Raw genomic sequence first — 22,367 nt, 5'->3', positions numbered from 1 at the left:
GTCCAACACTTAATGAGCGGCCATTCACGCACCCGTGTTGTAAGTTCGCCGCCATGTCCGCGCCCGCCGCCATAGAACCCCGCCTCCTGCGCTCCTTCGTCGCCGTCGCCGAGGAGCTGCACTTCACCCGGGCCGCGGCCCGGCTGTACGTCGCCCAGCAGGCGCTCAGCCGGGACGTGCGGCGGCTGGAGCGGGAGCTGGGCGCCGAGCTGTTCGTACGGACCACCCGGCAGGTGACGCTGACCTCGGACGGCGAGCGCCTGCTGCCGTACGCCCGCCGGGTCCTCGCCGCCCAGGACGACCTGCTCGCCGCCTTCCGGCAGGCCCGGCCGCTGCTGGTCGACCTCAACTCCCCGGGCCTGGTCACCGGACGCCGGGTCCTGCACCGGGCCCGGGAGCTGGCGCCCGACTGCGAACTGATGGCCCGCTACGAGAGCGGGCTCACCGGGGCGGCGGCCGAACTGCTGTCCGGACGCCTGGACGTTTCCTTCGGCCGTTACGCCGGCCTGGACCCGGCCCTGCGCTCCGGCCTCGACCACCAGCCCGTGCGCTGCGAGCCGATGGCCGTCGTCCTGCCCGAGGAGCATTCCCTGGCCGCCCTGCCCGAGGTGCCGCTGGCCGCGCTCGCCGGCGAAACGGTCTACGCTGGGGCCGGCAATCCGCGCACCCCGGAGTGGACCGACCTCGCTCTTCATCTCTTCGAGGGACACGGCATCCGACTCGCCCCACCCCTTCCGCTGGCAGTCGGGGACGAGGAGTTCGAGCGGATCATGGCCAAGACAGGGAACCCGATCCTGGCCGTGGTGGACTTTCCGGCCATGCCCCGCACGGTGGTGCGACCCCTCGTCGCCCCCGTCCCGCTCTCGCCCGTCTCACTGGTGTGGCGGAAGGGGCTGGTCCACCCCGGGCTGGCCGCGCTGCGCCGGGCGGCGACCGAGATCGCCCGGACCGAGAACTGGCTCCGACAGCCCCCGGACCGATGGATTCCAGCCATTGATATAGAAGTGATGCGCGTCCACACCTGAGACGTGGCGAACACGGCACCTCCACCTGCGCTACATTCTTGGCCTGAGCACGGTGTGGTACAGGGGGCGCTCGGACCGGGTGGGGGCCTGGTTCGGTCGACGGGTGCTCGAGTCGTAGCGCACCCGGAACAGTCCCGTGGGGGGATGTGCGCGCGTGAAAGAGTGGCGAGAAGACGCCCAACCGACAGGGCCGGAAGTCTCATCCGGGGCCGGGGGCCTGCGAGTGACGGGTGCCTCCACCCGAACCTTCCCGGAGACCCGGACCTTCCCGGAGACCGGAATGTTTCCGGACACCGGTGATTCCACCCACGATCCGCACGAGGTGACCATCCAGCTCGACGCCGTCCAGCTCGGCGACGTCCGGCTGAGCCCGGCCGCCGAACCGCACGGGGCCGGGCGGGACGCTTCCGACGGGCCGGTGTTCGTCGACGCGTCCGGCCGCCGCGGCCGCACCTTCCGCCGCCTCGGCGTGCTCCTCGCCGTCGCCTGCGCTGTCTACGCCGTCGTCATCATCAGCACCCTGCTGTCCGGCAGCTCGGACGCGCCCTGGCTGCCGGTACCGCAGAACAAGGACAATCCCGCCGGCCAGGTGGACATCTCGCCGCTGCCGCAGGTCTCCACCCCGCCGTCCGGCACCGGCACCGCCTCCCCCGACCCCGGCACGACCGCGAGCGCGGGTACGACGCCGTCGTCGGCTGCCACCGCTCAGGCGCCCAGCGGCAGTTCCGGTTCGGCCGCGGCCAAGCCGGGCGCCTCGGCCGACGCCCGCCCGACGGCGACCAGGTCCACGTCCGCCACCGGCGGCGGCACCAGTGGTTCGTCCCCCGACGCCGGCCCCTCCACCCCCGCCGGCGGCACCAAGCCGAGCCAGAGCACCCCGGCCGGCGGCTCCGGCTTCCCCAGCCCCTCGTTCCCGATCGGCGGCAGCGCCGGTACCGGTCACGGCGGCGGTGCCGTGGCCTACGGGAACGCGCTCGGCGCCTGATCCAGACGACGCCCCCTAGCGGCAGGCCCCGGCCTCCTCCTCCACCCCTCGAACGTCCCGGAGCACACTCTCTGATGGCAACCCGCACCCGCCGTCACGATGCCGGACCCGGAGCCCGTGACGGCTTCCGGCGCCGGCGCCTGCCCCTTCGCCTGCTGCTGCCGCTGCTCGTCCTCGTCGCGCTCATCGCGATGCTGATGCTGCGCGGCTTCGTCCACAGCGAGATCCTCGCCGACCACCGCATCCAGCCCGAGGCCGCCTCCGACAAGGTGCCGGAGAAGATCCTGGACGGCGGCCCGGTCATCGACACCCGCAGCGGCCGCACCACCAGCATGGGCATCCCCGAGCACCGCCTGGTCCTCACCTTCGACGACGGTCCCGACCCCACCTGGACCCCGAAGGTGCTCGACGTGCTCAAGAAGCACCACGCGCACGCCGTCTTCTTCGTCACCGGCACCATGACCTCCCGCTACCCGGAGCTGGTCAAGCGCATGGTGGACGAGGGCCACGAGGTCGGCCTGCACACCTTCAACCACCCCGACCTGTCCTTCCAGAGCCACAAGCGCATCGACTGGGAGCTGTCCACCAACCAGCTCGCCATCACCGGCGCCGCCGGCATCCGCACCTCCCTGTTCCGGCCGCCGTACTCCTCCTTCGCCGACGCCATGGACGACAAGTCCTGGCCGGTGACCGAGTACATCGGCACCAAGGGCTACATCACCGTCGTCAACAACACCGACAGCGAGGACTGGCAGAAGCCCGGCGTCGACGAGATCATCCGCCGCGCCACCCCGCACGGCGGCAAGGGCGCCATCGTCCTGATGCACGACTCCGGCGGCGACCGCCACCAGACCGTGCAGGCGCTGGACAGGTTCCTGCCGATGCTCCAGCAGCAGGGCTACGCCTTCGACAACCTCACCGAGGCCCTGGACGCGCCCAGCGCGCACACCAAGGTGACCGGCCTCGGCCTGTGGAAGGGCAAGGCGTGGATCTTCCTCGTCTCCGCCGCCGACGACATCACCGGCGTGCTGGTCGTCGGCCTCGCGGTGATCGGCGTCCTCGTCATCTCCCGCTTCGGCCTGATGCTCCTGCTCTCCGGAGCCCACGCCCGCCGCGTGCGCCGCAAGGACTTCAGCTGGGGAGCGCCGGTCACCGAGCCGGTGTCGGTGCTGGTCCCGGCGTACAACGAGGCCAAGTGCATCGAGAACACGGTCCGTTCCCTGATGGCGAGCGAGCACCCCATCGAGATCGTCGTCGTCGACGACGGCTCCACGGACGGCACCGCCCGGATCGTGGAGGCCATGGGCCTGCCGAACGTCCGGGTCGTGCGCCAACTGAACGCGGGCAAGCCCGCCGCCCTCAACCGGGGCCTGGCCAACGCCCGTTACGACCTGATCGTGATGATGGACGGCGACACCGTCTTCGAGCCGTCCACGGTCCGCGAACTCGTCCAGCCCTTCGGTGACCCGCGCGTCGGCGCCGTCGCCGGCAACGCCAAGGTCGGCAACCGCGACTCGCTCATCGGCGCCTGGCAGCACATCGAGTACGTGATGGGCTTCAACCTCGACCGCCGCATGTACGACATCCTGCGCTGCATGCCGACGATCCCGGGCGCGGTCGGGGCGTTCCGGCGCTCGGCCCTGGAGCGCGTCGGCGGCATGAGCGACGACACCCTCGCCGAGGACACCGACATCACCATGGCCCTGCACCGCGACGGCTGGCGCGTGGTGTACGCCGAGAAGGCGCGGGCCTGGACCGAGGCCCCGGAGTCGGTCCAGCAGCTGTGGTCCCAGCGCTACCGCTGGTCGTACGGCACCATGCAGGCGATCTGGAAGCACCGGCGTGCCGTGGTGGAGCGGGGCCCCTCGGGCCGCTTCGGCCGCGTGGGCCTGCCGCTGGTCTCCCTCTTCATGGTGGTCGCCCCGCTGCTGGCCCCGCTCATCGACGTGTTCCTGCTCTACGGCGTCGTGTTCGGCCCGACGCAGAAGACCATCGTGGCCTGGCTCGGCGTGCTCGCCGTCCAGGCGGTCTGCGCGGCCTACGCCTTCCGCCTGGACAAGGAACGCATGACCCATCTCATCTCGCTGCCCCTGCAGCAGATCCTCTACCGCCAACTCATGTACGTCGTGCTGCTCCAGTCCTGGATCACAGCCCTCACCGGCGGCCGCCTGCGCTGGCAGAAGCTGCGGCGCACGGGCGTCGTCGAGGCCCCAGGCGGGCCGGTGCCGACCCAGCGCAGACGCGAGAGCAGCAGTGATCGGAGGCCCGTGGCATGACCCACGGATACACGACCGGGACCCCGGAGTCGACGCCGTCGTACGGCATCCCGCAGCAGCGGGCCGCCGAGCCGGTCCCGGCACCGACCCCGGCCCCCGCCCAGGCCCCGGCTCCGGCCCCGAAGAAGCCGGGCCGGGACCGCTACCTGGACCTGCTGCGCTCCATCGCCCTGGTCCGCGTGGTCGTCTACCACCTGTTCGGCTGGGCCTGGCTGACGGTCCTGTTCCCGTCCATGGGCGTGATGTTCGCGCTCGCGGGCTCGCTGATGGCGCGGTCCCTGAACCGCCCCGCGTTCAGCGTGATCAGGAGCCGTGTCCGACGGCTGCTGCCACCGCTCTGGGCGTTCAGCGCGGCGGCACTGACGCTGATGTTCGCGGGCGGCTGGAACCCGGTGAAGGACCCGGACAACGGGGGCACCTGGGGCCTGGTCAAGCTGATCGACTACGTCGTCCCGGTCGGCGCCCCGCCCTTCCCCTGGCACCTCGGCTCGAAGTCCGGCCTGCTGGAGGACACCTGGGCCGTGCAGGCGGCGGGTCCGCTGTGGTACCTGCGCGCATACCTGTGGTTCGTGGTCGCGTCCCCGCTGCTGCTGTGGGCGTTCCGCCGCTTCCCCTGGCCCACGCTGCTGGCCCCGCTCGGCCTGACGGCGATCGTCGGCACGGGCATCGTCACCATCCCCGGCGAGACCGGCAACGCGGTCTCGGACTTCGCGGTCTACGGCGGCTGCTGGGTCCTGGGCTTCGCCCACCACGACGGCCTGCTCGCGCGGATCCCCCGCTACGTCGCGGTCTCCTGCTCGGCCCTGCTGATGGCCTTCGGCCTGTGGTGGGCCTCCGGCCACCTGGGCCCCGACGGTTGGGACCTCAACGACATCCCGCTGGCGCAGGCCTGCTGGTCCTTCGGGTTCGTGGTCATCCTGCTCCAGTACTCCCCGTCCTGGCAGGAACTGCCCGGCCGGCTGGCCCGCTGGGACAAGCTGGTCACGCTCTCCAACAATCGCGCCGTCACGATCTACCTGTGGCACAACTTCCTGATCATGGCCACGGTCCCGATCATCGACCAGGCTTACAACCTGCCCTTCATGCAGAGCGACCGCGCGGTGGCCGCGCTCGACACCTCCTACATGGTGTGGATGTTCTTCCTGGTCTGGCCGCTGATCGGGCTGACCATCCTGGCCTTCGGCTGGATCGAGGACATCGCCGCGAAGCGGAGCCCGAGACTGTGGCCGAACGGGGCGAAGCGGGGGGCGGGCCGGCGGCAGGCCGCGTAAGGGCAGGGAACCCCGGGATTTCCCTCACGGAGCGCTTCCCCCGTACGTGAGAGCAACGTTCCCTTCCGGTCACCCACAGCCACAGGTCAGAAACGCGTCCTCCCTACCTTCGGGCTCAGTCCCCTCGTCGACAGAGCGAGCACCCGGAACCCCCGTGGAGGCGTCATGACAGCCCCGAGTACAGCCCCCGCACCCAGCAGCAGGGGAGGCCGCTGGATCGAGCACTGGGATCCGGAGGACGAGACCTTCTGGAACGAGACAGGGGAGAAGGTCGCCCGCCGGAACCTGCTGTTCTCCGTCCTCTCGGAGCACATCGGGTTCTCGGTCTGGACCCTGTGGTCCGTGCTGGTGCTCTTCATGGGCCCGGAGTACGGGCTGACCCCCGCCGACAAGTTCCTGCTCACGTCGATGGTGACGCTGGTCGGGGCCGCCGTCCGGATCCCCTACACCTTCGCCGTCGCGATCTTCGGCGGGCGGAACTGGACGATCATCTCGGCCGGTCTGCTGCTCATCCCGACCGTCGCCGCGTACACGGTCATGAAGCCGGGGACCTCCTTCGACACGTTCCTGTGGATCGGCCTGCTGGCCGGTTTCGGCGGCGGCAACTTCGCCTCCTCCATGACCAACATCAACGCCTTCTTCCCCCTCCGTAAGAAGGGGTGGGCGCTCGGGCTCAACGCCGGCGGCGGCAACATCGGCGTCCCGGTGATCCAGCTGGTCGCGCTCGCGATCATCGGGGCGAGCGGCGGGCCGCGCCTGCTGCTCGGCATCTACATCCCGCTCATCCTCGTCGCCGCCGTCCTCGCCGCGCTCTTCATGGACAACATCGCGTCCGTGAAGAACGACACCGGCGCCGCCAAGGACGCGGCGAAGGACGCGCACACCTGGATCATGTCGTTCCTCTACGTCGGCACGTTCGGCTCCTTCATCGGCTACAGCTTCGCCTTCGGGCAGGTGCTGACGAACCAGTTCGGCCGGACCCCGCTCCAGGCGGCGTACCTCACCTTCATCGGCCCGCTGCTCGGCTCCCTCATCCGCCCCGTCGGCGGCTGGCTCGCCGACCGCTACGGCGGCGCGCGGATCACGCTGTGGAACTACGTGGGCATGGCCGCCGCCACCGCCGTCCTCGTCGTCGCGAGCATGCAGAAGTCACTGGCGCTGTTCGTGCCCGTGTTCGTCGTCCTCTTCGTGCTCAGCGGACTCGGCAACGGGTCGACGTACAAGATGATCCCCGGCATCTTCCAGACGAAGGCCCTGGCCAAGGGGCTGACGGGGGAGGAGGCGGCCGCCTACGGCCGTCGTCTCTCCGGTGCCTCCATGGGCCTCATCGGCGCGGTCGGCGCGCTCGGCGGTGTCGGCATCAACCTCGCCTTCCGCCAGTCCTTCCTCTCGTACGGCACCGGCACCGGCGCCTTCGTCGCCTTCCTCGCCTTCTACGGCGCATGCTTCGTGGTCACCTGGGCCGTATACCTTCGCCGCCCGGCCGCCGTGACGCAGGCCACGGAGGCCGCTTCGGAGGCGAAGCCGCAGCTCAGCTACGCAGAGGTGTGACGTAACACCCGCGACATCATGGCGAACCGAGCCTGTCACGCGCCGTTGACAGGCTCGTTCGACATGCGGGTCAGCTAGGAGAACCAGAACCATGGACGATGAACTGCAGCAGGCGGCCGGACGGCTCGAACACGGCCCCCTCGCCGGATTCACCGTGGGCGTCACCGCCGCGCGCCGCGCCGACGAGCTGGGCGCGCTGCTCCAGCGGCGCGGCGCCGCCGTCCTGCACGCGCCCGCCCTCCGCATCGTTCCGCTCGCCGACGACGGTGAACTGCTCGCCGCCACCAAGGAGATCATCGACCAGGTGCCGGACGTGGTCGTGGCCACGACCGCCATCGGGTTCCGGGGCTGGATCGAGGCCGCCGACGGCTGGGGCCTCGGCGAGCAGCTGCTGGCGCGGCTGCGCGGGGTCGAACTGCTGGCCCGCGGCCCCAAGGTCAAGGGGGCGGTCCGCGCCGCCGGCCTGACCGAGGAGTGGTCGCCGTCGAGCGAGTCCATGGCCGAGGTGCTCGACCGGCTGCTGGAGGAGGGCGTGGACGGCCGCCGTATCGCCGTACAGCTGCACGGGGAACCGCTGCCCGGCTTCGTGGAGGCACTGCGGGCCGGGGGAGCGGAGGTCGTCCCGGTGCCGGTGTACCGCTGGCTCCCGCCGGAGGACATCACCCCCGTGGACCGCCTCCTGGACGCGGCCGTCTCCCGGGGCCTGGACGCCCTCACCTTCACCAGCGCGCCCGCCGCGGCCTCCCTGCTGTCCCGCGCCGAGGAACGCGGACTCCTCCCCGAACTGCTCACCGCACTCGGCCACGACGTCCTGCCCGCCTGCGTCGGCCCCGTCACCGCTATCCCCCTCCAGGCCCGGGGCGTGGACACCGTCCAGCCGGAGCGCTTCCGCCTCGGCCCGCTCGTCCAGCTCCTCTGCCAGGAACTGCCGGGCCGGGCACGGTCGTTGCCCATCGCCGGCCACCGCGTGGAGATCCGCGGCCACGCGGTCCTGGTCGACGACGACCTCAAGCCGGTCCCCCCAGCCGGCATGTCCCTCCTACGCGCCCTCTCCCGCCGCCCGGGCTGGGTGGTCGCCCGCGCCGACCTCCTCCGCGCCCTCCCCGGCGCCGGCCGCGACGAACACGCCGTGGAGACAGCCATGGCCCGACTGCGCACGGCCCTGGGCACACCCAAGCTGATCCAGACCGTGGTCAAGCGCGGCTACCGCCTGGCCCTGGACCCCGCAGCAGACGCGAAGTACGCGGACGCGTGAGGTGAAGGCCGGGGCGTCCGCGCAGCAGTAGTGCGCGGGTCAGCAAACCGAGCGCCACTGTCGAGCCAACTGCCCGTGCCACGTTCCAGGCCACCCATGGGCCTTCGAAGTGGTCTCGCAGGCTCGTCGGGTTGCCCTTGGACGCCAGGGCGTTGTTCAGCGGGATGTTGAAGGCCATCGTGATGAGGAAGACGAGGGCGTACGACGCCAGGGCGGCCCAGATCCAGCGGGCGGAGGGTGAGCCACGGAGCTGCCAGGCCGATACCGCCGTCAGCACCAGCGCGCCCATGAAGCTCAGGAAGAACACCGGGTTCTGGATCACGGTGTTGATGTTCCGCATGACCTCGACGTACGTCCGGTCGTCGCTGCGGGCCAGCGCCGGCATCACCGCGCAGGCGAAGATGTAGAAGACCCCGGCGATCAGGCCCATGGCGATCGTGGCCGCGCTCAGTACGACAGTGCTGCCGTTCCTGTTCCTCGGATCCGTCGTATGCCTCGTATGTGTCGTCGTCGTCATGTCCTTCAGCCAACCGGAACGGCCCGGCGCCGGACATGGCCGAAGCGCGCGCCCTCATACGCATGCGTCCAGGCCGGGATGAGGGGTTCGGCGCAGAGGGGTGCGTTCGGCTCATCACTCGGGTCGGTTCCTCCCCCGCGCGGGTTCGGCCGCCTCGCGCGTCCGTGCCCGTGCGACCTCGCGTGCCCCGGCGGGCCGAACGTGCGCTCTGCCCGCTGCCCTCGGCCGACGGCAGGCTGACGTGCCGGGCCGCCTCGCGGGGGTGGGGCGGCGAGCACGTGGGGGGAACGAGAAATGACACGCTGGCAGCCTCTGCCGGACGCGCTGCCGCGCGAGGTCCGGCACCTGGTCGAGCAGCTGCGCGTGCTGAAGGACCGCACCGGGCTGAGCCTCGCCGAGCTGGCCCGCCACACGGCGTACAGCAAGTCGTCCTGGCAGCGGTACCTCAGCGGGGCCAAACCGCCGCCGAGGGGAGCGGCACAGGGGCTCGGCCGGCTCGCGGGCGCGGACCAGCCCCGGCTGCTGGCGCTGTGGGAACTGGCCGATCAGGCGTGGGTGCGGGGTACGACGACACCCGCCGGGCAGCCCGAAGTCGCAGTCGAAACAGAGGGGGTGGCAGAGCCGGGCCCGGTGCCGGTGGCGCCCGGCATCGGGCACGGGACGACATGCCGGAAGGCGGCCCTGGCCGGGGCCGCCTTCCTCGTGCTGCTGGTGACGCTGCTGCTGCGCCGGGTCCTCAGCCCAGCTTGTCGTAGTACGCGTTCTTCCAGGGGCCGGTGCCCTTGATCCGTACGCGGTACTTGCCGCTGACGCGCTTGAAGGTGACGTTGCGTACGTCGCCGGCGTAGGTCACGTTGCCGCCCGAGGTGGGGCCGGAGAGCCAGCGCTGGGCGAACACCCAGCTCGGGTCGGTGACGACACCGTCGTTCTCGTTGATGTTGTAGTGCTCCTGCCACCACTGGGTGGCCGACTCGGTCTCCGGGCCGAAGGTGCCGTCGATCTGGCCCTTCGTGAAGTTGTGCTCGTCGCCGTCGTCGTCCTGCCACTTGGCGCCGTCCGCGTACAGGACGGTCTGCCACAGGGCCGTGGCGTTGCTCGCGGTGTAGTCGTCGACGCCGAGGTTCTCCTCGTCCTGCCAGTCGTTGCCGACGGCACCGCTGCCGTCGATGCCGTGGTACGCGGCGGCGTCGGCGGCGGGTGCCAGGGCGATGCCGGTGGCCCCGGCGCCCAGCAGCGCGGCCGTCGTCAGGGCGACGGCCCTGGTGCGCATGCTCATGCAGGTGTCCTTTCTGAACCGCCGTCCCCTGCGGGGTCCCCCCTGGGGCGGCTCCGGTGCTTTCGCAGGACACAGCGTGGTGGCCGGGGGCGGCGCCGACGAGGGCTGACGGCCTTTCTGGACCGGAAGGGGACGGCCCCCGCTCCGGGCTCCGCCGACCCCGCCGGGGACGGGCCGGGCGGGGACGTCGTGGGCCGGTGCGGACGGCGTGGGACGGCGCGGCCCGAGCGGGCGTACCGGTGGCGGTACGAGGGGTTCCGGAGACGGGTGCGGGGCGGGCACTGTGAGAGAGGGAAAACGGATGCCCACCCTGTGACCCTAGGCGGTGGAAGGCACATGGCACTGGGTACGGCCACGGCGGCCACAGCGGCTACGGCGGCTACGGCGGCTACGGCGACGACGGCCCCGTACGAGCTGCGGTTCGACGCCGGACGGATCTGTCTGGATCTCCTCGCGACCACGCACCCGGCCGAACGGCTCGACGCCGTCGGCCCGTTGTGCGCCTGGATCACCGGCGCCGGTCTGGTGCCGCCCCGCACCCCGCTGGGCCACGCCGACGCCTCCTGGCTGGCCGGATTCCGGGAACTGCGGGCGTGTATCGGGCAGTTGGTGCGAGGAGCGGTATCGACCGGCGTGCCGTTGTACGACACGGCATCGGCGAGTGTGCCGTCGTACGAGCTCGCGCTCGGCCGGGTCAACGAGATCGCCCGGGCCGCGCCCCCGGTCCCGCGCGCGGTGCGGGGCGAGGACGGCACGTTGGTGCGGGAGTTGGCCGGGGCGCCGGCCTGCGCGGCGCTGCTCGCCGTCGTCGCCCGGGACGCCGTGGAACTGCTCACCGATCCGGTGGCGCGGGCGGCCGTGCGGGAGTGCGAGGGGGACAACTGTCCCGTCGTGTACGTGGACACCTCCCGTGGGCGCCGGCGGCGCTGGTGCTCCAGCGAGATCTGCGGGAACCGCGAGCGGGTCGCCCGGCACCGGCGCCGGGCAGCCCTCGCGCGCGCCTGAAGGGCCACCTCAAGGTCACCCGAGGTCCATCTGAGGGCCCGACACTCCCGGGTCGGCCGGAGTGATTTGCGTAACACCGGGTTTGTCGCGGGCTCCGCGCGGGCAGCCCGGAGGTCCGCGCCCACCCCCGGCAATGTGCCGGAATTGTAAAGATCACGCGGTGGGAATGTGCGCCCATGTCCCGCTCGTCACGTCACTCCCGCGAAAACTTTCGCCCCACGTTGAACACCAACCCGCCTCCGCCCGTACGGGTGGGCGAGCGACCGACTGGGGGAACCCCCGGACACCGGAGGTGGGCGTGCGCAAGGATGCGGCCGTGGCCAATGAACGTGGATCGAGGGCCCGACATCGCATGTCCTCACAGCCCTCGGAACCGGATGAGGAGCTGATGCGTGCCCTGTACAGGGAGCACGCGGGACCGTTGCTCGCGTATGTCCTCAGGCTGGTCGCCGGTGATCGACAGCGCGCCGAGGACGTCGTGCAGGAAACCCTCATCCGAGCCTGGAAGAACGCCGGTCAGCTCAATCGGGCGACCGGCTCGGTACGCCCCTGGCTGGTGACGGTCGCGCGCCGCATCGTCATCGACGGCCACCGCAGCCGGCAGGCCCGGCCGCAGGAGGTCGATCCGTCGCCGCTGGAGGTCATCCCCGCGGAGGACGAGATCGACAAGGCGCTGTGGCTGATGACGCTGTCCGATGCGCTCGACGACCTGACCCCGGCCCACCGGGAGGTTCTCGTCGAGACCTATTTCAAGGGGCGTACCGTCAACGAGGCGGCCCAGACGCTGGGCATACCCAGCGGCACGGTCCGCTCCCGGGTGTTCTACGCCCTGCGTTCGATGAAGCTGGCACTGGAGGAGCGGGGGGTGACGGCGTGATGAGTGTGTACGGGGGCAATCAGGGATTCGGTGCGGGTGGTACGGGTATGTCTGGGTCCATGCGGGGATCTGGGGGATCTGAGGTGCCGAACGAGCACGAGACCGTCGGCGCCTACGCCCTCGGGCTTCTCGACGACGCCGAGGCAACCGCTTTCGAGGCCCATCTCGCCGGCTGCGAGTGGTGCGCCCAGCAGCTGGACGAGCTGGCCGGGATGGAGCCGATGCTGGCCGCCCTCGCGGACCTGCCGGGCACCGGCAGCACGCCCGCGATCGGCGAGTCGCTGTCCGCCCGGCCCAGCCCGCGCCTCGTGGAGAAGCTGGTCGACGAGGTCTCCGAGCGCCGGGCACAGAAGCGGCGCAAGGGCTTCTACCTGGTCGCGGCCGCGGCCGCGCTGATCATCGGCGGCCCGCTGGTCGTCATGGCGACGAACGGCGGCGGCGACTCGGGCCAGCAGGCCACCCCGCTGGCGGCCACCGCGCAGTCCCACTTCGACGCGCTGACCGACAAGGTCTCGGCCACGGACTCCACGACCGGCGTCTCGGCCACCATCGCCATGGCCGAGAAGAAGTGGGGCACTGACGCGGTCCTCCAGCTCAAGGGCGTCAAGGGGCCGCTCAAGTGCTCCCTGGTCGCCGTCGGCAAGGACGGCGAGCGCCAGACGCTCAGCTCCTGGTCCGTCCCGAAGTGGGGCTACGGCATCCCGGAGGCCAAGCAGGAGGAGTCCAAGAACCCGCTGTACATCGGCGGTGGCGCGGCGCTCAAGCCGAACGAGATCGCCCACTTCGAGGTCATGACCTTCGACGGGAAGAAGCTCGTCCAGGTGGACGCGTAACGCGGCCGCCGTAGCTTTGCCGGGTCCCCTTCGCGTACGGTTGACGGCTGCCCAGCACGTCAGAAGGGGGCCCGGTGGCCGCTCAGGTTCAGCAGTCCGCGGTCGGCTCGGTACGCGATGCACACGATTCCGTGCGTGACCGAGAGATCGGCGTCGAACAGGAACACCTGGACCGGGTGTACCGGCGGCTCGAGGAGAAGATCCACGAGGCCGAGTTCCTGATGAACGACGCCGCCAAGCGCGGCCAGGTCGGCACGCCGGGCGCGCTGGCCGAGCGGGACGCGCAGGTCTTCCGGGCCGGCGTCCACCTGAACCGGCTCAACAACGAGTTCGAGGACTTCCTCTTCGGCCGGATCGACCTGCTCCAGGGCAAGGACGGCAAGAAGGGACCCGACGGCGCGTACACGGCGGTGGAGCCCGCGGAGGGCGCGGTGCGGGACGACAACACCGCCGACATCGCCGAGACCCTGCACATCGGCCGGATCGGCGTGCTCGACGAGGACTACTCTCCGCTGGTCATCGACTGGCGGGCGCCGGCCGCCGCGCCCTTCTACCGCTCCACGCCGGTCGACCCGGGCCGGGTCGTACGACGCCGGGTCATCCGCTCCAAGGGCCGCAGGGTCCTCGGCGTCGAGGACGACCTGATGCGCCCCGAGCTGAAGGCCTCCCTCGACGGCCGGGAGCTGCCCGTCATCGGCGACGGCGCCCTGATGGCCGCGCTCGGTCAGGCCCGCGGCCACACCATGCGGGACATCGTCTCCTCCATCCAGGCCGAGCAGGACCTGGTCATCCGCGCCCCCGCCGCCTCCGTGACCTACGTCGAGGGCGGCCCGGGCACCGGCAAGACCGCGGTCGCCCTGCACCGCGCGGCCTACCTGCTCTACCAGGACCGCAGACGCTACGCGGGCGGCATCCTGATCGTCTCGCCGACCCCGCTGCTGGTGGCCTACACCGAGGGCGTGCTGCCCTCGCTCGGCGAGGAGGGCCAGGTCGCGATCCGCGCGATCGGCTCGCTCGTGGACGGCGTGGAGGCCACGCTGTACGACTCCCCGTCCGTGGCCCGCGCCAAGGGCTCGTACCGGATGCTGAAGGTGCTGCGGAAGGCGGCCCGGGGCGCGCTGGAACTGGGCCGTGGCGGCGGCGCCCCGGCCGGGCAGCTCGCCCTGGACGACACCCTGGGCGACGGGGACGCCGAGCGCTCCGGCACGGCGGCCGGGGCCCCCGCGGGCCCGCCCACGCGGCTGCGCGTGGTCGCCTTCGGTCGCCGGCTCGAACTGGAGGCCGGTGAGCTGGAACGTATCCGCCGTACCGCCCTCGGCGGCACCGCGCCCGTCAACCTGCTGCGCCCGCGCGCCCGCAAGCTCCTGCTGGACGCCCTGTGGGCGAAGTCCGGCGCGGCCGGCCGGCACAGCGACCCGGAGCTGGCCGCCGAGCTGCGCTCCTCCTTCGACGAGGACATCACCACCGAGGACGCCTTCCTCGCCTTCCTCGACGCCTGGTGGCCCGAGCTGACCCCGAAGGGCGTCCTCGCCGCCATGGCCGACGAGCGGCGGCTCGGCCGCTGGGCCCGCCGGATCCTCAACCCCGGCGAGGTCCGCAGGGTCGCCCGCTCGCTGAAGCGGGACGGGTACTCCGTGCACGACATCGCCCTGCTGGACGAGCTCCAGGCGATCCTCGGCCTCCCGGCCCGCCCGCGCAAGAAGCGCGAGCTGGACCCGCTCGACCAGCTCACCGGGCTGGAGGAGCTGATGCCGGTGCGCGAGGAGACCCAGCGGGAACGGGCCGAGCGCCTCGCGCAGGAGCGCACCGAGTACGCGCACGTCATCGTCGACGAGGCGCAGGACCTCACGCCGATGCAGTGGCGCATGGTCGGCCGCCGCGGCCGGCACGCCACCTGGACGGTCGTCGGCGACCCGGCCCAGTCCTCCTGGTCCGACGTGGACGAGGCGGCCGAGGCCCGCGACGAGGCCCTCGGCACCCGCCCGAGGCGCCGCTTCCAGCTCACCGTGAACTACCGCAACCCGGCCGAGATCGCCGAGCTGGCCGCCCGGGTCCTCGCCCTCGCCATGCCCGGCTCCGAGGCGCCCTCCGCCGTACGGTCCACCGGGGTCCGGCCGCGCTTCGGCCTGGTCGGCGACTCGCTGGAGAAGACCGTGCGGGCCGAGGCCGAGCGGCTGCTGGGGCTGGTGGACGGCACGGTCGGCGTCGTCGTCGCCATGAACCGGCGCGAGGAGGCCCGGCGCTGGCTGGCCGGGCTCGGCGACCGGGTGGTGGCGCTCGGCAGCCTGGAGGCCAAGGGCCTGGAGTACGACGCCACGGTGGTCGTGTCCCCGGCGGAGATCGCCGACGAGTCCCCGGCCGGTCTGCGCGTGCTGTACGTGGCGCTCACCCGGGCGACCCAGCAGCTCACGGTGGTGTCCGGCGAACGGGACGAGCCGGACGCGGCCGGGGTGCCGGACCTGCTCAGGGACTGATTCCTGTGAAGTCCCCACAGAGGGAATGGCCCTCGGCATCTGTTTGTTAGCCTTGTCGTGGCACCGGCTCGATCCAAGCCCCCGGGCCCAACCTTCGTCCCTGCGAGGGACCACTTGCCGCGAGGCGAGCATGGCGGGTCGGTGTCATGAACGTGTGGGAGGCCCACGTCACCTATGTGACGTGGGCCTCTCGCTTTGCCCGGACGGCCCCTTTCCCTGCCTGATCGTTTCTCGTATGGTGGAAGTGGTTTTCCGAAAGCGCACGCGCAGCGCGCGTCTCCTGTGAACAAAACGTCCGCAATCCGGGGCGACTACCACGTACTCAGTGGTAGGTGCGACGATCGGACGGCATAACTCGCGACACGGTGAAAGCAGAGGAAGTCGGCCATGGCAACGGCGCCCAGCGTCTCCTACTCGATGACCATCCGGCTGGAGGTGCCCGCGAGCGGAACCGCCGTCTCGCAGCTCACCACCGCCGTGGAGTCCTCCGGAGGCTCGGTCACCGGCCTCGACGTCACCGCGTCCGGCCACGAGAAGCTCCGCATCGACGTCACCATCGCGGCCACCTCCACGGCCCACGCCGAGGAGATCGTCGAGAAGCTGCGCGGCATCGAGGGCGTCACCCTCGGCAAGGTCTCCGACCGTACGTTCCTGATGCACCTCGGCGGCAAGATCGAGATGGCGTCGAAACACCCCATCCGCAACCGTGACGACCTGTCCATGGTCTACACGCCCGGCGTGGCCCGCGTCTGCATGGCGATCGCCGAGAACCCCGAGGACGCCCGCCGCCTCACCATCAAGCGCAACTCGGTTGCGGTCGTGACGGACGGCTCCGCCGTGCTGGGCCTCGGCAACATCGGCCCCAAGGCCGCGCTGCCCGTCATGGAGGGCAAGGCGGCCCTCTTCAAGCGCTTCGCCGGCATCGACGCCTGGCCGCTGTGCCTCGACACCCAGGACACCGACGCCATCGTCGAGATCGTCAAGGCGATCGCCCCCGGGTTCGCCGGCATCAACCTCGAGGACATCTCCGCGCCCCGCTGCTTCGAGATCGAGGCCCGGCTGCGCGAGGCCCTCGACATCCCCGTCTTCCACGACGACCAGCACGGCACCGCGATCGTCGTCCTTGCCGCCCTGACCAACGCGCTGCGCGTCACCGGCAAGGCGATCGAGAACATCCGCGTCGTCATGTCCGGCGCCGGCGCGGCCGGCACCGCCATCCTCAAGCTGCTGCTCGCGGCCGGCGTGAAGCACGCCGTCGTCGCCGACATCCAGGGCGTCGTGCACTCCGGCCGCGAGGACCTGGTGGACGCCCCCGCCGACTCCCCGCTGCGCTGGATCGCCGACAACACCAACATCGACGGCCTCACCGGCACCCTCAAGGAGGCCGTGCGCGGCGCCGACGTCTTCATCGGCGTCTCCGCCCCGAACGTCCTGGACGGCGACGACGTGGCCGCCATGGCGGACGGTGCGATCGTGTTCGCTCTCGCGAACCCCGACCCCGAGGTCGACCCGGCAATCGCCCGCCAGACCGCGGCAGTTGTGGCCACCGGCCGCTCCGACTTCCCGAACCAGATCAACAACGTGCTGGTCTTCCCGGGCGTCTTCCGCGGCCTGCTGGACGCCCAGTCCCGCACCGTCAACACCGAGATGATGCTCGCCGCCGCCAAGGCCCTCGCCGACGTGGTGACCGAGGACGAGCTGAACCCGAACTACATCATCCCGAGCGTCTTCAACGACAAGGTCGCGGGCGCGGTGGCCGGCGCGGTGCGCGAGGCGGCGAGGCCGGCCGGAGCGGGCGTCCTGAGGACGGCCGTAGCCGGCGCCTGAGGGCGGCCGGAGCCGGTATTCGGGGGCGGCCGGAGCGGCGTCCTGGCGGGACGTGCCGTAGGGTGCGAGGCTGTGAGGATCGATACGGCAGCCCTCGCACCGGCGCGTCGCGAAACCCCCCACCACCGGGCGCCCTCTAGGGTGACGGCCGAGCAGGCGCTTTTCGTGTGACTCCCTAGGGTGTTCTCACGACTCCTACGGGTGCCGGATTGGCTTTCCCGCCGCAGGTAGGGGCAGGATGCGTCTTTGGGCGCGAGCGCATCGGCATCGATTCTCACCTCACGCCTCAATGGCAAGAAGAACACGGGAGTAACAACATGAACCGCAGTGAGCTGGTGGCCGCGCTGGCCGACCGCGCCGAGGTGACCCGCAAGGACGCCGACGCCGTTCTGGCCGCGTTCGCCGAGGTCGTCGGCGACATCGTCTCCAAGGGCGACGAGAAGGTCACCATCCCCGGCTTCCTGACCTTCGAGCGCACCCACCGTGCCGCTCGTACCGCGCGCAACCCGCAGACCGGTGAGCCCATCAACATCCCGGCCGGCTTCAGCGTGAAGGTCTCCGCGGGCTCCAAGCTCAAGGAAGCGGCCAAGGGTAAGTAAGCGCTGGCGCTCCGCTGAGAACGCCGATGGGGCGGTACCCGGACTTCGGGTGCCGCCCCATCGTGGTTGCCGTCAAGAACAGGCTGCCGGACTCAGCCGAGCGCCTTGCCCGGGAGTTCGACCTTCGCGCCGAGTTCGACGAGTTTCTCCATGAAGTTCTCGTAGCCGCGGTTGATCAGGTCGATGCCGTGGACGCGGGAGGTGCCCTCGGCGGCGAGGGCCGCGATGAGGTAGGAGAAGCCGCCGCGCAGGTCGGGGATGACCAGGTCGGAGCCCTGGAGCTTGGTGGGGCCGGAGACGACCGCGGAGTGCAGGAAGTTGCGCTGGCCGAAGCGGCAGTCGGAGCCGCCCAGGCACTCGCGGTAGAGCTGGATGTGGGCGCCCATCTGGTTGAGCGCGGAGGTGAAGCCGAGCCGGGACTCGTAGACCGTCTCGTGGATGATCGAGAGGCCGGTCGCCTGCGTCAGGGCCACCACCAGCGGCTGCTGCCAGTCGGTCTGGAAGCCGGGGTGCACGTCCGTCTCCAGCGCGATGGACTTCAGCTGGCCGCCCGGGTGCCAGAAGCGGATGCCCTCGTCGTCGATCTCGAAGGCACCGCCCACCTTCCGGTAGGTGTTCAGGAACGTCATCATCGAGCGCTGCTGGGCGCCGCGGACGTAGATGTTGCCGTTGGTCGCGAGCGCCGCCGACGCCCAGGACGCGGCCTCCAGGCGGTCCGAGAGGGCGCGGTGGGTGTAGCCGCCGAGCTTGTCCACACCGGTGATGCGGATCGTGCGGTCGGTGTCGATCGCGATGATCGCGCCCATCTTCTGCAGAACGCAGATCAGGTCCTCGATCTCCGGCTCGACGGCCGCGTTGGACAACTCGGTGACGCCCTCGGCCAGTACGGCCGTCAGCAGCACCTGCTCGGTCGCGCCGACCGACGGGTACGGCAGCCGGATCTTCGTGCCGCGCAGACCCTTCGGCGCCTCCAGGTACTGGCCGTCCGCCCGCTTCTCGATGGTCGCGCCGAACTGCCGCAGCACGTCGAAGTGGAAGTCGATGGGCCGGCCGCCGATGTCGCAGCCGCCCAGGCCCGGGATGAACGCGTGGCCCAGACGGTGCAGCAGCGGACCGCAGAACAGGATCGGGATACGGCTCGAACCCGCGTGGGCATCGATGTCAGCGACGTTCGCGCTCTCCACATGGGTCGGGTCGAGCACCAGCTCGCCGGGCTCCTCACCCGGACGCACCGTCACCCCGTGCAGCTGCAGCAGGCCGCGTACGACACGCACGTCACGGATGTCCGGAACATTGCGCAGTCGGCTCGGCTCGCCGCCCAGCAGGGCGGCGACCATGGCCTTCGGTACGAGGTTCTTCGCACCGCGGACACGGATCTCGCCCTCCAGCGGGGTTCCGCCGTGGACAAGCAGGACATCGTCGTTGACGGTCATGTATCTCGCGTTCCGATGAGTCGGGCAGGGGTCGGCCGATCACTGTGCGCGGGGGCCGGAGAAGACAGGGTAATCGCCGATCACCCCCCTCCCGTAAGCCCAAGCGCGGCCCAGTCGCGTCATAGCTGTGTCACAACACGAACGGTTCCATTGCGGGCACATGGGGTCACCGCCCAGAGCCGTGCGCCGGGGCGCGCATCCTTACGACCTTTACGCCCTGAGCTGCATTCACTCCCGCATACCGATTGGCTCCCCACAGGAAGGCAAGATGCGGGATCATGTCTGGCATGACCGAGGTGTCCTCGCTCACAGGGCGGCTGCTCGTGGCAACGCCCGCCCTGGCGGACCCGAACTTCGACCGTGCGGTGGTGCTCCTTCTCGACCACGACGAGGAGGGTTCCCTCGGTGTCGTCCTCAACCGCCCCACTCCGGTGGACGTGGGCGACATCCTGGAGGGCTGGGCCGACCTCACGGGCGAGCCCGGCGTGGTCTTCCAGGGCGGCCCCGTCTCGCTGGACTCGGCGCTCGGCGTCGCGGTCATCCCCGGCGGGGCGAACGGCGACCAGGCCCCTCTCGGCTGGCGGCGGGTGCACGGCGCGATCGGTCTGGTCGACCTGGAGGCCCCGCCCGAGCTGCTCGCCTCGGCCCTCGGCTCCCTCAGGATCTTCGCCGGATACGCCGGCTGGGGCCCGGGCCAGCTGGAGGACGAGCTGGTCGAGGGCGCCTGGTACGTCGTCGAGTCCGAACCGGGGGACGTCTCCTCCCCGGCCCCGGAGAGACTCTGGCGCGAGGTCCTGCGCCGCCAGCGGAACGAGCTCGCGATGGTGGCCACATATCCGGACGACCCGTCGCTCAACTGATACCTGTGGGCTTCAGTACTCTTGCTGATATGAGCACTCTTGAGCCCGAGCGCGGGACTGGTACGGGGACCCTCGTAGAGCCGACACCACAGGTGTCCCACGGCGACGGCGACCACGAGCGCTTCGCCCACTACGTCCAGAAGGACAAGATCATGGCGAGCGCCCTCGACGGCACCCCCGTCGTGGCGCTCTGCGGCAAGGTGTGGGTGCCGGGCCGTGATCCGAAGAAGTACCCCGTGTGCCCCATGTGCAAAGAGATCTACGAGTCCATGGGCAGCGGCGGCGACGACAAGGGCGGCGACAAGAAGTAAGGCGTTTTCCGTCCACCTGAATACGGCCGGGCCCCCGGAGGCGCTTCGACGCGCGTCCCGGGGGCCTTTGCGTTGTTGCGGGGACGGGGACGGTTGTCGCACGAGGCGCAACACCTGGTCTTGATTTTGTTTCCGCTTCGGGGCCACCCTGCTGATCATGCGTCCGGTGGCCGCTTTACCCGCTCGTGATGCCATCAGGCGGCCCTGCTGATCTTCTTCGGGCGGTAAAGGACTGACATGGTGGATGTGATTCCGGCCCCGGTGAGCTGTGCGTGGAACGCCGCCGGGTACACGAGCCTCGACGCCGATACGGCCCTGGAGGCGCGGCCCGGCACGGAAGGGGTCGGGCGCTGGCTGCGGGCGACGGTCGGCGCGGCGACCGGCCTGCCTTTTCCGGAGGCGCGTGAGGGCGGCATTCCGGAGGCGGGTGAACCTGGCATTCCGGAGGCGCGCGAAGGTCACGACCGGATCGTGCTGAGCATCGAAACGGATCTGCCGGCCGAGGGTTACCGCCTGGTCAACGACGAAGGGCCGTACCGCATTCAGGGCGGCAGCGCGGCCGGTGTCTTCTGGGGGGCCCAGACCTTCCGGCAACTGCTCGGGCCCGACGCCTTCCGCCGGGCACCCGTGCGACCCGGGCAGCACTGGGACCTTCCGCAGGTCACCGTCGAGGATTCCCCCCGGTTCGCCTGGCGTGGCCTGATGCTCGACGTGGCCCGGCACTTCATGCCCAAGGACGGCGTCCTGCGCTACCTGGATCTGATGGCGGCGCACAAACTCAACGTGCTGCACCTCCACCTGACCGACGATCAGGGCTGGCGGATCGAGATCGAGCGGTACCCGAGGCTCACCGAGGTCGCCTCCTGGCGGGCGCGGACGAAATTCGGACACCGGGCCTCACCGCTGTGGGAGGAGAAGCCGCACGGGGGTTACTACACCCACGACGACATCCGGGAGATCGTCGCCTACGCCGCCGAGCGGCATATCACCGTCGTCCCCGAAATCGACGTACCGGGACACTCGCAGGCCGCGATCGCCGCGTATCCGGAACTCGGCAACACCGACGTCATCGACACCACCGCCCTCACCGTCTGGGACAACTGGGGAATCTCTCCCAACGTACTGGCCCCCACCGACACCACCCTGCGCTTCTACGAGGGGGTGTTCGAGGAGGTGCTGGAACTCTTCCCCTCCCCGTTCGTGCACATCGGGGGCGACGAATGCCCCAAGGAACAGTGGCGCCGGTCGTCCGCGGCACAGGCGCGCATCAAGGAACTCGGGCTCGCGGACGAGGACGAACTCCAGTCCTGGTTCGTCCGCCATTTCGACAACTGGCTCTCCGCACGCGGACGCAGGCTCATCGGCTGGGACGAGATCCTCGAAGGCGGGCTTGCTGCGGGGGCCGCGGTGTCGTCCTGGCGGGGCTACGGGGGCGGGGTCGCCGCCGCGCGGGCCGGGCACGACGTCGTCATGTGCCCGGAGCAGCACGTCTACCTGGACTACCGTCAGGCCCCCGGCGAGGACGAGCCGGTGCCGATCGCCTACGTGCGCACCCTGGAGGACGTCTACCGGTTTGAACCCGTGCCGCCCCAACTCACCGACGAGGAGGCCCGGCACGTGGTGGGCACCCAGGCCAACGTGTGGACCGAGGTGATGGAGGACGCCGCACGCGTGGACTACCAGGCCTTCCCCCGGCTCGCCGCGTTCGCCGAGGTCGCCTGGAGCCGCCTGCCCGCCCCGCGTGAGCGCGACTTCGGTGACTTCGAACGCCGGATGACCGCCCACTACGGGCGGCTCGACGCCCTCGGCGTCGCCTACCGGCCGCCCGCCGGGCCCCGGCCGTGGCAGCGCCGGCCGGGCGTGCCGGGCCGCCCCGTCGAAGGCGCGCCTCCGAACAGGTAAGTGAAAAAAGGGCGCCAAGGGTCACCGAAGAGTGTCAATCGGGCCGCAATGACGATGCCGGATGAAATCGGACCATCTCCCCGGTGAGGT

General features: G+C 70.8%; 19 protein-coding genes. 16 read left to right on the top strand and 3 right to left on the bottom strand.

The window, feature by feature from the left end; genetic code table 11:
- Window positions 1-53 precede the first annotated feature (53 nt).
- The 6 genes from ABZ865_RS28385 (at window position 54) to ABZ865_RS28360 (ending at window position 8,363) form a co-directional block, all read left to right on the top strand.
- Window positions 54-1,025: a LysR family transcriptional regulator gene (locus ABZ865_RS28385; RefSeq protein ID WP_361236193.1), complete on the top strand. Its 972-nt coding sequence runs from the start codon at window positions 54-56 to the stop codon at window positions 1,023-1,025.
- A 280-nt stretch (window positions 1,026-1,305) separates the two neighbouring features.
- Window positions 1,306-2,010, top strand: coding sequence for a hypothetical protein (locus tag ABZ865_RS28380; protein ID WP_361236189.1), 705 nt, complete (start codon window positions 1,306-1,308; stop codon window positions 2,008-2,010).
- 74 nt (window positions 2,011-2,084) lie between these two features.
- Complete coding sequence (locus tag ABZ865_RS28375) at window positions 2,085-4,286, top strand: glycosyltransferase (protein ID WP_361236186.1); 2,202 nt, start codon at window positions 2,085-2,087, stop codon at window positions 4,284-4,286.
- Window positions 4,283-5,557: an acyltransferase gene (locus ABZ865_RS28370; RefSeq protein ID WP_361236183.1), complete on the top strand. Its 1,275-nt coding sequence runs from the start codon at window positions 4,283-4,285 to the stop codon at window positions 5,555-5,557. Before ABZ865_RS28375 ends, ABZ865_RS28370 begins: the two co-directional genes overlap by 4 nt.
- 165 nt (window positions 5,558-5,722) lie before the next feature.
- Entirely contained in the window at window positions 5,723-7,108 is a 1,386-nt protein-coding gene (locus tag ABZ865_RS28365; protein ID WP_361236180.1) for a nitrate/nitrite transporter, read from the top strand.
- 91 nt (window positions 7,109-7,199) lie between these two features.
- Window positions 7,200-8,363, top strand: coding sequence for a uroporphyrinogen-III synthase (locus ABZ865_RS28360; RefSeq protein ID WP_361236177.1), 1,164 nt, complete (start codon window positions 7,200-7,202; stop codon window positions 8,361-8,363).
- Here the strand turns inward: ABZ865_RS28360 and ABZ865_RS28355 are convergent.
- A complete protein-coding gene (locus tag ABZ865_RS28355) occupies window positions 8,302-8,880 on the bottom strand; it encodes an anthrone oxygenase family protein (protein ID WP_361236174.1) in 579 nt (192 codons plus the stop codon). The genes ABZ865_RS28360 and ABZ865_RS28355 overlap by 62 nt on opposite strands.
- 294 nt (window positions 8,881-9,174) lie before the next feature.
- Between ABZ865_RS28355 and ABZ865_RS28350 the strand changes: the two genes are divergently transcribed.
- Entirely contained in the window at window positions 9,175-9,666 is a 492-nt protein-coding gene (locus tag ABZ865_RS28350) for a helix-turn-helix transcriptional regulator (protein WP_361236171.1), read from the top strand.
- Here ABZ865_RS28350 and ABZ865_RS28345 read toward each other — a convergent pair.
- Window positions 9,617-10,156: a peptidoglycan-binding domain-containing protein gene (locus ABZ865_RS28345; RefSeq protein WP_361236168.1), complete on the bottom strand. Its 540-nt coding sequence runs from the start codon at window positions 10,154-10,156 to the stop codon at window positions 9,617-9,619. The two genes, ABZ865_RS28350 and ABZ865_RS28345, sit on opposite strands and share 50 nt — an antisense overlap.
- A 336-nt stretch (window positions 10,157-10,492) precedes the next feature.
- On the opposite strand from ABZ865_RS28345, the gene ABZ865_RS28340 reads away from it, so the two are divergent.
- The 6 genes from ABZ865_RS28340 to ABZ865_RS28315 all read left to right on the top strand — a co-directional run bounded on the left by ABZ865_RS28340 (window position 10,493) and on the right by ABZ865_RS28315 (window position 17,771).
- Window positions 10,493-11,161, top strand: coding sequence for an ABATE domain-containing protein (locus ABZ865_RS28340; protein WP_361236165.1), 669 nt, complete (start codon window positions 10,493-10,495; stop codon window positions 11,159-11,161).
- 292 nt (window positions 11,162-11,453) lie between these two features.
- A complete protein-coding gene (locus ABZ865_RS28335; RefSeq protein WP_037932079.1) occupies window positions 11,454-12,038 on the top strand; it encodes a sigma-70 family RNA polymerase sigma factor in 585 nt (194 codons plus the stop codon).
- A gap of 47 nt (window positions 12,039-12,085) precedes the next feature.
- Window positions 12,086-12,871, top strand: coding sequence for a zf-HC2 domain-containing protein (locus ABZ865_RS28330; protein ID WP_361236160.1), 786 nt, complete (start codon window positions 12,086-12,088; stop codon window positions 12,869-12,871).
- Between the two features lie 74 nt (window positions 12,872-12,945).
- A complete protein-coding gene (locus ABZ865_RS28325) occupies window positions 12,946-15,345 on the top strand; it encodes a UvrD-helicase domain-containing protein (RefSeq protein ID WP_361236157.1) in 2,400 nt (799 codons plus the stop codon).
- A gap of 387 nt (window positions 15,346-15,732) precedes the next feature.
- Window positions 15,733-17,172 (top strand): NAD-dependent malic enzyme, encoded by a 1,440-nt coding sequence (locus ABZ865_RS28320; RefSeq protein ID WP_361236154.1) that lies wholly within the window; start codon window positions 15,733-15,735, stop codon window positions 17,170-17,172.
- Between the two features lie 317 nt (window positions 17,173-17,489).
- Window positions 17,490-17,771, top strand: coding sequence for an HU family DNA-binding protein (locus tag ABZ865_RS28315; RefSeq protein ID WP_018549700.1), 282 nt, complete (start codon window positions 17,490-17,492; stop codon window positions 17,769-17,771).
- A 92-nt stretch (window positions 17,772-17,863) separates the two neighbouring features.
- On the opposite strand, the gene murA is transcribed toward ABZ865_RS28315, so the two are convergent.
- A complete protein-coding gene (murA, locus tag ABZ865_RS28310; protein ID WP_361236151.1) occupies window positions 17,864-19,204 on the bottom strand; it encodes a UDP-N-acetylglucosamine 1-carboxyvinyltransferase in 1,341 nt (446 codons plus the stop codon).
- Between the two features lie 287 nt (window positions 19,205-19,491).
- Between murA and ABZ865_RS28305 the strand changes: the two genes are divergently transcribed.
- The 3 genes from ABZ865_RS28305 to ABZ865_RS28295 all read left to right on the top strand — a co-directional run bounded on the left by ABZ865_RS28305 (window position 19,492) and on the right by ABZ865_RS28295 (window position 22,277).
- Complete coding sequence (locus ABZ865_RS28305; protein WP_361236148.1) at window positions 19,492-20,064, top strand: YqgE/AlgH family protein; 573 nt, start codon at window positions 19,492-19,494, stop codon at window positions 20,062-20,064.
- Window positions 20,065-20,093: 29 nt separating this feature from the next.
- The gene (locus ABZ865_RS28300; protein WP_031159440.1) at window positions 20,094-20,375 is read left to right on the top strand and encodes a DUF3039 domain-containing protein; all 282 of its coding nucleotides are present in this window, start codon (window positions 20,094-20,096) and stop codon (window positions 20,373-20,375) included.
- Between the two features lie 237 nt (window positions 20,376-20,612).
- Window positions 20,613-22,277 (top strand): beta-N-acetylhexosaminidase, encoded by a 1,665-nt coding sequence (locus tag ABZ865_RS28295; RefSeq protein WP_361236145.1) that lies wholly within the window; start codon window positions 20,613-20,615, stop codon window positions 22,275-22,277.
- The last annotated feature ends 90 nt before the right edge of the window (window positions 22,278-22,367 follow it).

Origin of the sequence: Streptomyces sp. NPDC047085, from assembly GCF_040643735.1 — a bacterium.
Classification (GTDB): Bacteria; Actinomycetota; Actinomycetes; order Streptomycetales; family Streptomycetaceae; genus Streptomyces.
The sequence above is the reverse complement of the archived record's forward strand: the minus strand, read 5'-3'. Positions and strand labels throughout refer to the sequence as shown.

Excerpts from the sequence above, each read along its gene's own strand:
- ABZ865_RS28385 (WP_361236193.1), top strand. The coding sequence starts at position 54 with ATGTCCGCGCCCGCCGCCATAGAACCCCGCCTCCTGCGCTCCTTCGTC.
- ABZ865_RS28380 (WP_361236189.1), top strand. The coding sequence starts at position 1,306 with ATGTTTCCGGACACCGGTGATTCCACCCACGATCCGCACGAGGTGACC.
- ABZ865_RS28375 (WP_361236186.1), top strand. The coding sequence starts at position 2,085 with ATGGCAACCCGCACCCGCCGTCACGATGCCGGACCCGGAGCCCGTGAC.
- ABZ865_RS28370 (WP_361236183.1), top strand. The coding sequence starts at position 4,283 with ATGACCCACGGATACACGACCGGGACCCCGGAGTCGACGCCGTCGTAC.
- ABZ865_RS28365 (WP_361236180.1), top strand. The coding sequence starts at position 5,723 with ATGACAGCCCCGAGTACAGCCCCCGCACCCAGCAGCAGGGGAGGCCGC.
- ABZ865_RS28360 (WP_361236177.1), top strand. The coding sequence starts at position 7,200 with ATGGACGATGAACTGCAGCAGGCGGCCGGACGGCTCGAACACGGCCCC.
- ABZ865_RS28355 (WP_361236174.1), bottom strand. The coding sequence starts at position 8,880 with ATGACGACGACGACACATACGAGGCATACGACGGATCCGAGGAACAGG.
- ABZ865_RS28350 (WP_361236171.1), top strand. The coding sequence starts at position 9,175 with ATGACACGCTGGCAGCCTCTGCCGGACGCGCTGCCGCGCGAGGTCCGG.
- ABZ865_RS28345 (WP_361236168.1), bottom strand. The coding sequence starts at position 10,156 with ATGAGCATGCGCACCAGGGCCGTCGCCCTGACGACGGCCGCGCTGCTG.
- ABZ865_RS28340 (WP_361236165.1), top strand. The coding sequence starts at position 10,493 with ATGGCACTGGGTACGGCCACGGCGGCCACAGCGGCTACGGCGGCTACG.
- ABZ865_RS28330 (WP_361236160.1), top strand. The coding sequence starts at position 12,086 with ATGTCTGGGTCCATGCGGGGATCTGGGGGATCTGAGGTGCCGAACGAG.
- ABZ865_RS28320 (WP_361236154.1), top strand. The coding sequence starts at position 15,733 with ATGGCAACGGCGCCCAGCGTCTCCTACTCGATGACCATCCGGCTGGAG.
- ABZ865_RS28315 (WP_018549700.1), top strand. The coding sequence starts at position 17,490 with ATGAACCGCAGTGAGCTGGTGGCCGCGCTGGCCGACCGCGCCGAGGTG.
- murA (WP_361236151.1), bottom strand. The coding sequence starts at position 19,204 with ATGACCGTCAACGACGATGTCCTGCTTGTCCACGGCGGAACCCCGCTG.
- ABZ865_RS28305 (WP_361236148.1), top strand. The coding sequence starts at position 19,492 with ATGACCGAGGTGTCCTCGCTCACAGGGCGGCTGCTCGTGGCAACGCCC.
- ABZ865_RS28300 (WP_031159440.1), top strand. The coding sequence starts at position 20,094 with ATGAGCACTCTTGAGCCCGAGCGCGGGACTGGTACGGGGACCCTCGTA.
- ABZ865_RS28295 (WP_361236145.1), top strand. The coding sequence starts at position 20,613 with ATGGTGGATGTGATTCCGGCCCCGGTGAGCTGTGCGTGGAACGCCGCC.